Raw genomic sequence first — 12,455 nt, forward strand, 5'->3', positions numbered from 1 at the left:
GTGAGCGGAGCACGTGAGGTCGTCCTCGACGTCGAAGGGCATCGCTCACCGGTCTGCCTTGAGGTGAAGCCGGGGAGCCGTGTGGACGAGCTGGTACGGCTGGCCGAGGAGACCCTTACGGACGAGGGGTCCATGGCCGCTCCGGACGAGGGATGCGGGGTCTGCGAGGACAGCCGGGAAGACGGGCAGGCGGCCTACGGGCGGATGTTCACGACATTCGCGAGGAACGCCTGCGCTGCTCCTGTCACCCCCATCGGTGAGATCGAGGTGCTGACTCCGGAGGAGCGTTCGCTGACGGTGGCGGGCTGGAACGCCACCGCTACGCCGGTGGTGGCGGGGACGGTGCTGGACCGGTTCGAGGAGTGGGCCGATCGTTCGCCGGATGCGGTGGCGGTGTGGTGCGACGGGGTCGGTGTCTCCTACTGGGAGGTGGAGGAGGCGGCCAACCGCCTCGCTTCCTACCTGCGCGAGTTGGGCGTGGGTGCGGAGTCCCGGGTGGGGTTGGTGCTGCCGCGCGGGGTTCAGTTGGTCGTGTCGATCTTGGCGGCGTGGAAGGCCGGGGCGGGGTATGTGCCGATCGACCCTGCCTATCCGGCCGAGCGGATCGGTTTCGTCCTGGCCGACAGCGCCGCCGAGGTCGTCATCGGCACCACCGCCACCCTGTCCGGCATCGCCACACCCCACACCGGCACTGATGTCGCCGCGAGTGCGAACGCGGGTGCCACCACCAACTCCGACGCCGCCCATGCCGGCAACGCGGGCGAGGGTGTTGATGGCACCGACGACGCTAACGCCGATGCGGGCGGGTTGCGTGTGGTCGTGCTGGATGACGAGCGCACGGCTGAGCGTATCGATGCGCAATCGGCGGAGCGTTTCGATGTGGCTGTCGAGGCGTCGGGGTTGGCGTATGTGATTTACACCTCGGGGTCGACGGGGCGGCCGAAGGGGGTGGCGGTGCCGCATGCCGGGGTGGCGAACCTCGCGCATGCGATGCGGCCTGCTTTGGATGTGGGTCCGGGGGTGACGGCGTTGCAGTTCGCCTCCTTCGGGTTCGACGCCGCCGTGCTGGATGTCGCCGTCACTTTGGCGGCGGGGGGAACGCTGGCGATCGCGACCGAAGCCGAGCGGGCCGAACCGGAGGCGCTCGCCCGCATGATCGGCGCGGCGGGTGTCGAGGTGGCGAGTGTGGTGCCGTCTCTGCTGAGTGTGCTGGACCCGGAGAGTGTGCCGGGGGTGCGTCGGTGGGTTTTGGGTGCGGAGCGGTTGAGTGCCCGGTTGGCCGCCCGGTGGGTGGGGTCGGGGGCGGAGGTGTGGAACACCTACGGCCCGACCGAGGCCAGTGTGATCACCACCGCAAGCCCGATAGCGACTCCGGTGGAGCAGGATCCGGCGATCGGTGCGCCGCTCGCCAACACCGCCGTGTTCGTGCTGGACGACTTCCTCCAGCCGGTCCCGCCCGGGGTGACCGGGGAGGTGTACATCGCCGGCGCGGGTCTGGCCCGGGGGTATGTGGGCCGTCCGGGGATGACTGGCGAGCGGTTCGTCGCCTGCCCGTTCGCGGACGGGGTGCGGATGTACCGCAGCGGGGACCTAGCCCGCTGGTGCGGTGATGGGCAGCTTGCTTTCGTCGGGCGCGCGGATGAGCAGGTGAAGATCCGCGGGTTCCGGATCGAGCCCGGAGAGGTCGAAGCCGTCCTCGCGAGCCACGAGTCGGTGGCACAGGTCGCCGTCATCGTTCGCGAGGACCGCCCCGGTGACAAACGCCTGGTCGCCTACGTCGTCCCCGCCCTGAACCCGGACGCACAAGCCCGCGCCGCTATCAGCCCGGCCACCGCGAGCGCGGGTGTTGCGGGCCCGGGTGCTGCCAGCCCAGACGTCGCAGGCTCCGGCGCGCTGGGCGGGGAGGGTTCCCCGAGCGGGACGGGCATGGATGTCACCGGTCCGGACGCCGGGAGCCTGGCCGCTGGCGGGGCGGTCGCCGCGCGGGTGGATATCGCGGCGTTGCGGGAGTTCGCGGCGTCGCGGTTGCCGGATTACATGGTTCCGCTGGTCGTTCAAATCGAGGCGATTCCGCTGACGGTCAACGGCAAGCTGGACCGGGCCGCGCTACCGGCGCCTGATCTGCCCGATGCGGGGCGGGCCGCGGAGACCCCGGCGGAAGAGCTTCTGTGCGGGTTGTTCGCCGAGGTTCTGGGCGTGGAGCAGGTCGGCGCGGAGGCGTCGTTCTTCGAGCTGGGCGGCGACTCGATCATGTCGATGTTGCTGGTCGCCGCCGCCCGCCGCGCCGGACTGGTCGTCACCACCCGCGAGGTGTTCGACCATCAGTCTCCGGCCGCGCTCGCCACTGTCGTCCGTACCGTCGGCCAGGCCGTGTCGGGAAGCGGCGGCGAGCCTGGCGTAGGCGACATCCCGCTGACGCCGGTGATGTGGGAGTTGCTGGAGCGGGTGAGTCCGGCGGCGTTGGGTGAGGTGTTCCAGTCCGCTGTGGTGGTCACACCACCGGGGCTGGACTTCGACGCGTTGGTGGCGGCGGTTCAGGCGGTGACGGATCGCCATGAGGTGCTGCGTGCCCGGCTGGTGACCGGGCCGCAACCGCATCTGTCGGTGCCGCAGGAGGCCGACGCCGCAGCGTGGGTGCGGTGGGTGCGGGCGAGCGACGTCGATCGGCCGGGCCAGGTCGATCAGCGGGGGGACGGCGCCGATTGGGCGGGCCAGGTCGATGGGCGGGGGGCCGGCGCCGACTGGACGCGTCTGGTTGACGAGCAGACCAGGGCAGCGGTCGAGCGGCTGGATCCGCTGGCCGGGGTGATGGTCCAGGTGGTCTGGCTGGACGCAGGCCCCGACGAGCCCGGACGACTGCTGCTGGTCATCGCCCACCTCGTCGTGGACGGCGTCTCCTGGCGCGTACTTCTGCCCGATCTGGCCGATGCCTACGAGAAGCTGTCCGCCGGGCGCGAGATCACCCTCGACCCCGTCCCGACCTCCTATCGCCACTGGGCTCTGGAGCTCACCGCCGAGGCGAGCGCGCGGACGCCGGAACTGACCGATTGGCTCGCCCTTCTTCAAGGTTCCGAGCCGCTGCTGACCACCGAACCCCTGGACCCGGCTCGGGACATCGGCGCGACAGTGCGGCGTGTCGCGGCGACCGTACCCGTGGATGTCACCACGGCCCTGCTGACCACGGTGCCGGCCGCGTTCCACGCGGGCATCGACGACATCCTGCTGACCGGACTGGTCGCGGCCGTCGCCGAGTCGCGGGACGGACGGGACGTGGGCGACGGCATCGTCGTGGACGTTGAAGGGCACGGCAGGGTGCCGCTGGCCGACGGCGAGGACCTGACCCGGACCGCGGGCTGGTTCACGAGCATCCATCCGGCCCGCCTCGATGCCGGGGCCGTGGACTTCACCGACGTACGGAACGGCGGCCCGTCCGCCGGACGAGCGGTCAAGCGCGTCAAGGAGCAGCTGCGAGCGCTCCCCGGCGACGGCTTGGGATACGGCCTGCTTCGTTATCTCAACCACGACACCGCCCCGGAGTTGGCGGCGATCCCCAGGGCGCAGATCGGCTTCAACTACCTGGGACGGTTCACGACCCAGCAGCGGAACTGGCAGCTCGCCGAGGACAACGGCCTTGGTGAGGGCATCGCGAACCGGTCGCCGGTCATGCACGCCCTCGAAGCCGAAGGCATGGTCAGAGACTTCGAGGAAGGACCGTCTCTCGTACTGACCCTTGCCTGGCCGGAGCGGCTGCTGTCTGCGAGCGCCGCGCAGGGCCTGGTCGACGCGTGGGCGGCGATGCTGGCCGGCCTTGTCGCGCACACGGCCGCCCCCGGGAGCGGCGGGCACACTCCCTCCGACTTTTCTCTTGTGCCTCTCAAGCAGGCGCAGATCGAGCGACTTGAGGCGGACGTTCCGGACCTCGTCGAGATCCTGCCGGTGTCACCGCTGCAGGAGGGGTTGCTCTTCCACGCCCTGTACGACGACCAGACGCGGGACGTCTACGCGGAGCAGATGGCCCTTGAACTGGAAGGGCCGCTGGACGCGCGGGCGTTGCGGGCGTCCTGGGAGGCGCTGCTCGAACGGCATGCCAGCTTGCGCGCGGGGTTCCACCAGATCAGCGGCTTGGAGCACCCCGTGCAGGTGATCGTACGGCGGGCTGCGCTGCCGTGGCGCGAGGTGGACCTGTCGGCGCTTCCTCTGGACGAGGCCCGGACTGAGACGCAGCGCCTGGCGGACGAGGAGCGGGCCCGGCGGTTCGACCTGGGCGCACCACCGCTGCTGCGGGTCCTCCTGGTCAAGCTGGCCACGGATCAGCACCGCATGGTGATCACGCTGCATCATGTGGTGCTCGACGGGTGGTCGCTGCCGATCCTGCAGAGAGAGCTATGGGCCGCCTATTCCGAAGGCGGCGACGCCGGAACGCTGGCACCTGTCACGCCGTACCGGGAGCACCTGGCCTGGCTGGGCCGGCAGGACAAGGAGGCGGCACGGGAGGCGTGGCGGCGGGCGCTGGCAGGGGTGGAGGAGCCGACGCTGGTCGCATCGGCGTCAGCGGGGTCCACCACAGGCCAGGTCGTGGTCGAACCCGATCGGGAGCTGACCCAGGCCCTACGAGACCTGGCCCGTCGGCAGGGCGTGACCCTGAACACGGTGCTCCAGGTGGCGTGGGGGGTGCTCGTCGGGATGCTGAGCGGGCGTCGAGACGTGGTGTTCGGCGTCACCGTGGCTGGGCGGCCCGCCGAGCTGCCCGGCATGGAGCACATGGTGGGGCTGTTCATCAACACCATCCCCCTGCGGGTACGCCTGGACCCGGCCGCGTCGATCGTACGAATCCTGGCGGAGGTCCAGGCAGCCCAGTCGGAACTGCTCGATCACCAACATCTGGGGTTGACGGAGATCCAGCGTCTGGCCGGGCCGGGTGCGACCTTCGACACGCTGATGGCATTCGAGAACTACCGCGCGGGCGACAGCGAACCACCTCAGCCGTTGAAGCTCGTCGAAACAGAAGTCCGGGAGGCGACCAACTTCTCCCTGGCTCTGGGTGTGAATCCGATCGGTGAACTGAGGCTGCGCCTCGACTACCTGACGGAGTCGTTCGACGAGGCGACGGCACAGGCGCTGGCGGCGCGGTTGGTGCGGGTGCTGGAGCAGGTGGCCTCCGACCCGTCGCTGCGGCTCAGCCAGGTCGATGTGCTGGAGGAGTCCGAGCGGCGGTCGGTGGTGGCGGGGTGGAACGCCACCGCTACGCCGGTGGTGGCGGGGACGGTGCTGGACCGGTTCCAGGAGTGGGCCGATCGTTCGCCGGATGCGGTGGCGGTGTGGTGCGACGGGACGGGCGTGTCCTACCGGGAGGTGGAGGAGGCGGCCAACCGGCTCGCGGGTTATCTGCGCGAGTTGGGCGTGGGTGCCGAGTCCCGGGTCGGGCTGGTGCTGCCGCGCGGGGTGCAGTTGGTCGTGTCGATCCTGGCGGCGTGGAAGGCCGGGGCGGGGTATGTGCCGATCGACCCTGCTTACCCGGCCGACCGGATCGGTTTCGTCCTGGCCGACAGTGCCGCCCAGGTCGTAATCGGCACCACCGCCACCCTGTCCGGCATCGCCACACCCCACGCCGACACCGGCACCGGCACCGACACGGGTGCAGGTGCCGACGCCAACGCCGATGCGGGCGGGTTGCGTGTGGTGGTGCTGGATGACGAGCGCACGGCCGGGCGCATCGACGCGCAATCGGCGGAGCGCTTCGGTGTGGCAGTCGAGGCGGCGGGGTTGGCGTATGTGATTTATACGTCGGGGTCGACGGGGCGGCCGAAGGGGGTGGCGGTGCCGCATGCCGGGGTGGTGAACCTGGCGTATGCGATGCGGCCTGCCCTGGATGTGGGTCCGGGGGTGACGGCGTTGCAGTTCGCCTCCTTCGGGTTCGACGCCGCCGTACTGGACGTCGCCGTCACTCTGGCCGCCGGCGGAACGCTGGCCATCGCGACGGAGGCCGAGCGGGCCGAACCGGAGGCACTCGCCCGCATGATCAGCGCAGCAGGCGTCGAGGTGGCCAGCGTGGTGCCGTCCCTGCTGAGTGTGCTGGACCCGGAGAGTGTTCCTGGGGTGCGTCGGTGGGTTTTGGGTGCGGAGCGGTTGAGCGCCCGGTTGGCCGCCCGGTGGCTGGAGTCGGGGGCGGAGGTGTGGAACACCTACGGCCCGACCGAGGCCAGTGTGATCACCACGGCAAGCCCGATAGCGACTCCGGTGGAGCAGGATCCGGCGATCGGTGCGCCGCTCGCCAACACTGCGGTGTTCGTGCTGGACGACTTCCTGCGTCCGGTCCCGCCCGGCGTCACCGGGGAGCTGTACATCGCCGGTGCTGGCCTGGCCCGGGGGTATGTGGGCCGTCCGGGGATGACTGGCGAGCGGTTCGTCGCCTGCCCGTTCGCGGACGGGGTGCGGATGTACCGCAGCGGTGACCTGGCCCGCTGGCTCAACGACGGGCAGCTTGCCTTCGTCGGGCGCGCGGATGAGCAGGTGAAGATCCGCGGGTTCCGGATCGAGCCCGGCGAGGTCGAAGCCGTCCTCGCCGCCCACGTGTCGGTGGCACAGGTCGCCGTCGTCGTGCGCGAGGACCGCCCCGGTGACAAACGCCTGGTCGCCTACGTCGTCCCCGCCCTGAACCCGGCCGCACAAGCCCCCACCGTCATCAGCCCGGCCACCGCGAGCGCGGGTGTTGCGGGCCCGGGTGCCGCCAGCCCAGACGTCGCAAGCTCCGGTTGGCGGGATGGGGGTGGTTCCCCGAGCGGAGCGAGCGTGGATGTCACCGGTCCGGACGCCGCGAGCCCGGCCACTGGCGGTGCGGGTGCCGGGTGGGTGGATATCGCGGCGTTGCGGGAGTTCGCGGCGTCGCGGTTGCCGGATTACATGGTGCCGCTGGTGGTGGTGATCGAGGCGATTCCGCTGACGGTCAACGGCAAGCTGGACCGGGCCGCGCTACCGGCGCCTGATGCGCCCGATGCGGGGCGGGCCGCGGAGACCCCGGTGGAAGAGCTTCTGTGCGGGTTGTTCGCCGAGGTTCTGGGCGTGGAGCAGGTCGGCGCGGAGGCGTCGTTCTTTGAGCTGGGCGGCGACTCCATCATGTCGATGCTGCTGGTCGCCGCCGCCCGCCGCGCCGGACTGGTCATCACCGCGCGCCAGGTCTTCGAGCTTCGCACGCCCGCAGGGGTCGCGGCGGTCGCCCGGCCGGTGACCGAAGGCGCGAACCTCTTCGAGGGCGGTTCGGGCATTGGCGACATCCCATTGACGCCGGTGATGTGGGAGTTGCTGGAGCGGGTGGGCCCGGGGGCGTTGGGTGAGGTGTTCCAGTCCGCTGTGGTGGTCACGCCGCCGGGGTTGGATTTCGACGCTTTGGTGGCGGCGGTTCAGGCGGTGGCGGATCGCCATGAGGTGCTGCGTGCCCGGCTGGTGACCGGGCCGGAACCGCATCTGCTGGTGCCGCAGGCGGCCGACACCACCGCGTGCGTGCGGCGGGTGCATGTGACCAGCACTGATTGGCCGGGCCCGGTCGGTGAGCAGGGGACCGGCGCGGATTGGGTGGGCCGGGTCGGTGGGCGGGGGGTTGGCGTTGATTGGGTGCGTCTGGTCAGTGAGCAGACCAGGGCGGCGGTTGAGCGGTTGGGTCCGCTGGCTGGGGTGATGGTCCAGGTGGTGTGGCTGGACGCCGGCCCCGAGGAGCCGGGGCGGTTGTTGCTGGTCATCGCTCACCTTGTCGTGGATACGGTGTCGTTGCGGGTTCTGCTGCCGGATCTGGCGGGCGCCTACGCGGCGCTGGCGGCCGGACGGCCGGTCGCACTCGATCCGGTCCCGACCTCCTACCGCCACTGGGCACAGGCACTCGCGGCCGAGGCCGGCAGGCGTACGCCGGAACTTCAGGACTGGCTCGCGATCCTCCAAGGCCCCGACCCGCTGCTGACCAACGAGCATGTGGATCCCACCCAGGACGTCGACTCCACGGTTCGACGCATCTCGGTGACCGTTCCGGCCGATGTGACGTCGGAGTTGCTGACGGGGGTTCCGGCGGCGTTCCATGCGGGGGTCGATGACGTTCTGCTGGCCGGGTTGGCGGCGGCGGTCGCCGAGTGGCGGGCGCGGCGGGGCCGTCCGGTCGGTGGGGTCGTGGTGGACGTGGAGGGGCACGGGCGTGTCCCTCTGATCGACGGCATGGATGTGTCGCGGACGGTGGGCTGGTTCACCAGCGGTCATCCGGTGCGGCTGGACGCCGGGGTGGTCGACTTCGCCGATCTGCGTGCGGGTGGGGCGACGGCCGGGCGGGTGGTCAAGCGCATCAAGGAGCAGGTGCGGTCCGTCCCCGGCGACGGCCTGGGATACGGCCTGCTCCGCTACCTCAACCCCGACACCGCCGCCGACCTCGCCGCACTTCCCAGAGCCCAGATCGGCTTCAACTACCTGGGACGCTTCACCGAATCCACCGGAGATCGCCTGCACGGGTGGCTGCCGGTCGACGAAGGCGGCCCCGGACCGGAGGTGAGCGGCCGGTTCCCCGTGATGCACGCGATCGAAACGGAGGGGCTGGTCCGCGACCTTGGAGATGGCCCACGGCTCCTGCTGACCGTGGCCGCGCCGGTACGTCTCCTGACGGAGGAGGCCGCCCGGGAACTCGTCTCCGGTTGGGCGGCGATGCTCGCCGGACTCGCGGAGTACGCCTCGCGGCCGGGCGGCGGCGGCCACACCCCGTCGGACTTCCCGCTGGTGGCGCTCGGGCAGAGGCAGATCGAGGAACTCGAGTCGGACGTTCCGGAACTCTCCGACGTACTGCCCGTGTCGCCACTCCAGGAAGGGCTGCTGTTCCACGCGGTCTACGACGAGACCTCGACGGACGTGTACGTCGAGCAGATGATCCTCGACCTCGCGGGGTCGCTGGACGCGGAGATCCTGCGGGCGTCCTGGGAAGGCATGCTTACACGTCACGCGAGTCTGCGGGCGAGCTTCCGGCAGGTCGCCGGAGCGGAGCGGCCGGTCCAGGTGATCTCGCAGCGGGTCGAGCTCCCCTGGCGGCAGGTCGATCTGTCCACCATGCCGGAAGAGGCGGCCCTGGCCGAGGCCGAGCGGCTGGAGATCGAGGAGCACGCCCGCCGGTTCGACCTGTCGGTGCCGCCGCTGGTACGGATCATGCTGCTGAAACTGGGCCCGGACCAGCACCGCATGGTGATCACACTGCACCACATCGTGATCGACGGTTGGTCACTTCCGATCATGCTGCGCGAGTTGTGGGCGGCGTACGCGGCTGGCGGTAGCACCCGTGGGCTGCCCGTGGTCACGCCGTACCGGGACTATCTGGCGTGGCTGAGCAGGCAGGACAAGGACGCGGCGCGGGAGGCGTGGCGGCAGGCACTGGCCGGCGTACGCGAGCCGACCCTGGTGGCGCCGGCCGAGCCGGCGGACACAGCGGCCCCGACGGCGAAGCTGCTCTTCCAGGCGGACGTACGGCTGGCACAGGCGCTCCGGAAGCTGGCCCACGCCCAGGGGCTGACTCTCAACATCGTGATCCAAGTGGCCTGGGCCCTGGTGGTGGGTCAGCTGGCGGGACGCCGCGACGTGGTGTTCGGGGCGACGGTCGCGGGACGTCCTGCGGAGCTGCCCGGCATGGAAGACATGCTGGGCCTCTTCATAAACACCGTTCCTGTCGTGGTTCGGCTCGACCCCGCCCGGCCGGTGAAGGACCTGCTGGCCGACCTGCGGGCGCGGCAGTCGGCGTTGCTGGATCACCAGCACCTCGGGCTGACGGAGATCCAGCGGCTGGCCGGGCCGGGCGCGACCTTCGACACGCTCGTCGCGTACGAGAACTATCCCGGCGACCCCGAAGCCACCCTTCCCGGCGGCACCCTGCGGATGACGGGCCTGACGGCCAGGGAGACCAGCAACTATCCGCTCGCGCTCATCGTGGACCCGGCGCTGAAGTTCCGCCTCGACTATCGGCTCGATCTCTTCGACGAGCAGGCGGCGCTGTCCGTGGTCCGGCGGTTGGTGCGGGTGCTGGAGCAGGTGGCGGCCGATCCGTCCGTACGGCTCAGTGAGCTGGAAGTGCTGGACGAGGCCGAGCGTCGGGTCGTGCTGGGGGAGTGGAACGACACGGTCAGGCCGGTGGCGGCCGGGACGTTGCCGGAGTTGTTCGCGGCGCGGGTGGAGCTGTCGCCGGGTGCGGTGGCGGTGGCCGGGCCGGGGGTGTCGTGGTCGTACGCGGAGTTGGACGCGGCGGCGAACCGGGTGGCGCATGAGCTGGTCGGCCGGGGGGTGGGTCCGGAGGATTTGGTGGGCGTGATGATGGAGCGCTCGCCGGAGTTGGTCGCGGTGTTGCTGGGCGTGGCGAAGGCGGGTGCGGGGTTTGTGCCGGTGGATCCGGCCTATCCGGCGCAGCGGATCGCGTTCATGCTGGGTGACGCCGCCCCGGCGCTGGTGCTGTGCACCGGGTCTGTACGGCCGGCACTCGCGCAAGCCGAAGGGCTGCTCGACGGCGATGCTCCCGAGCTTATGGTGATCGACGACCCGGTGGTGGCGGCGTCGATCAAGGCCCGTCCGGTCTCGCCGGTGACGGTGCCCGGCCATGCGGTCGGCCATCCCGCGTACGTGATCTACACCTCCGGGTCGACCGGCACGCCGAAGGGCGTGGTGGTGACCCATCGGGGCCTGGGGAACCTGGCGGCCGTACACGTCGCGGCGTTCGACGTGGGCGCGGGCTCGCGGGTGCTGCAGCTGTCCTCCCTGAGCTTCGACGCGTCCGTGTGGGAGCTCTGCATGGCGGTGCTGACAGGGGCGACGCTGGTGATGGCGGGGGCCGATCGGCTGCCTCCGGCGGGGTCGCTGGCCGACGCGGTGAGCGAGTTCGGGGTGACGCACGTGACGGTGTCGCCGTCGGTGCTGGCGTCGGTCGAGACGCTGCCGGACGGTCTGGAGACGCTGGTGGTGGCGGGTGAGGCGTGCCCGCCGTGGATGGCCGAGCGCTGGGCGGTGGGGCGGCGGCTGGTCAACGCGTACGGCCCGACGGAGACGACGGTCTGCGCGACGATGAGCCGGCCGCTGGAGCCGGGCCTGGGCGGTGTGGTGCCGATCGGGGGTGCGATCGCCAACGCGCGGGTGTTCGTGCTGGACGATTTCCTGCGTCCGGTCCCGCCCGGGGTGACCGGTGAGTTGTACGTGGCGGGGGTGGGGCTGGCTCGGGGGTATCTGCGGCGGGCGGGGCTGACGGCGGAGCGGTTCGTGGCGTGTCCGTTCGCGCCTGGTGAGCGGATGTATCGGACCGGGGACCTGGTGCGCTGGCAGGCGGATGGCCAGCTGGTGTTCGCGGGACGGGCCGACGAGCAGGTGAAGATCCGCGGGTTCCGGATCGAACTGGGCGAGATCGAGACCGTGCTGGCCTCGCACGGGTCGGTGGGGCAGGTCGCCGTCGTCGTGCGCGAGGACCGTCCGGGTGACAGGCGCCTGGTCGCGTACGTCGTCCCGGCCGGCCAGAACCCGGCCGACCCGAGCCTGGACGTCGCGGTGCTGCGGGAGTTCGTCGGCTCCCGGTTGCCGGACTACATGGTCCCGGCGGCTGTGGTGGTGCTGGAGGCGTTGCCGGTCACGGTGAACGGCAAGCTCGACCGGGCCGCGCTGCCCGCGCCCGACTTCGCGGGCGTCGCCGTGGGCCGTGGGCCGGCCACTCCGGTGGAAGAGGTGCTGTGCGGGCTGTTCGGCGAGGTGCTGGGTCTCGACTGGGTGAGCACCGACGCCTCGTTCTTCGACCTCGGTGGCGACTCCCTGCTCGGAATGCGGCTGATCGCCCGCATCCGAGCCGTGCTCGACGCCGAGCTCGGCATCGGCGAACTCTTCGGCACGCCGACCATCGCCGGGGTGGCCCGCCTCGTCGAGGGCGGTGACAGCGGTGCCCGCACGGTGCTGCGCCCGCTGCCGCGGCCGGAGGTGCTGCCGCTGTCGTACGCCCAGCAGCGCATGTGGTTCCTGAACCGGTTGGAAGAGACCGATGCCGGCGCGGACGCGGCGTACAACCTTCCGCTGGCGCTCCGCCTGTCGGGTGAGCTGGACGTGGCGGCGCTGGAGGCGGCCGTCGGGGACGTCGCCGACCGGCACGAGAGCCTTCGCACGATCTTCCCCGTGAGCGAGGGCAGGGCCCGGCAGCGGATACTCGACGGCGCGGCCGGCAGGCCGCCGTTCTCGGTGACGGAGGCGACTGAGGACGCGCTCGTCGAGGTCATGGCCGCCCACGCCGGCCGGGGCTTCGATCTAAGTGTCGATCTGCCGTGGCGGGTCCACCTGTTCGCCTTCGGGCCGTCGGACCATGTGCTGTTGGTCGTGGCGCATCACATCGCGGTGGACGGCTGGTCGATGGGGGTGCTGGGCCGGGATCTGAGCCTGGCGTACGCGGCCCGCCGCGAGAGCCGGGCGCCGGAGTGGCGGCCGCTGCC

At 71.2% G+C, this 12,455-nt stretch carries 1 protein-coding gene (cut by a window edge); it reads left to right on the plus strand.

Annotated elements, in window-relative coordinates; genetic code table 11:
- Positions 1-12,455, plus strand: partial view of a non-ribosomal peptide synthetase gene (locus F5972_RS31825; protein ID WP_191910412.1) — the 5' portion only. 4,639 nt of this gene lie beyond the right edge of the window; the window shows 12,455 of its 17,094 coding nt (coding positions 1-12,455); it begins with the start codon at positions 1-3; its stop codon lies off the right edge, out of view.

Origin of the sequence: Microbispora cellulosiformans (assembly GCF_008728085.1) — a bacterium.
In the GTDB taxonomy this organism is placed as follows: domain Bacteria; phylum Actinomycetota; class Actinomycetes; order Streptosporangiales; family Streptosporangiaceae; genus Microbispora; species Microbispora amethystogenes.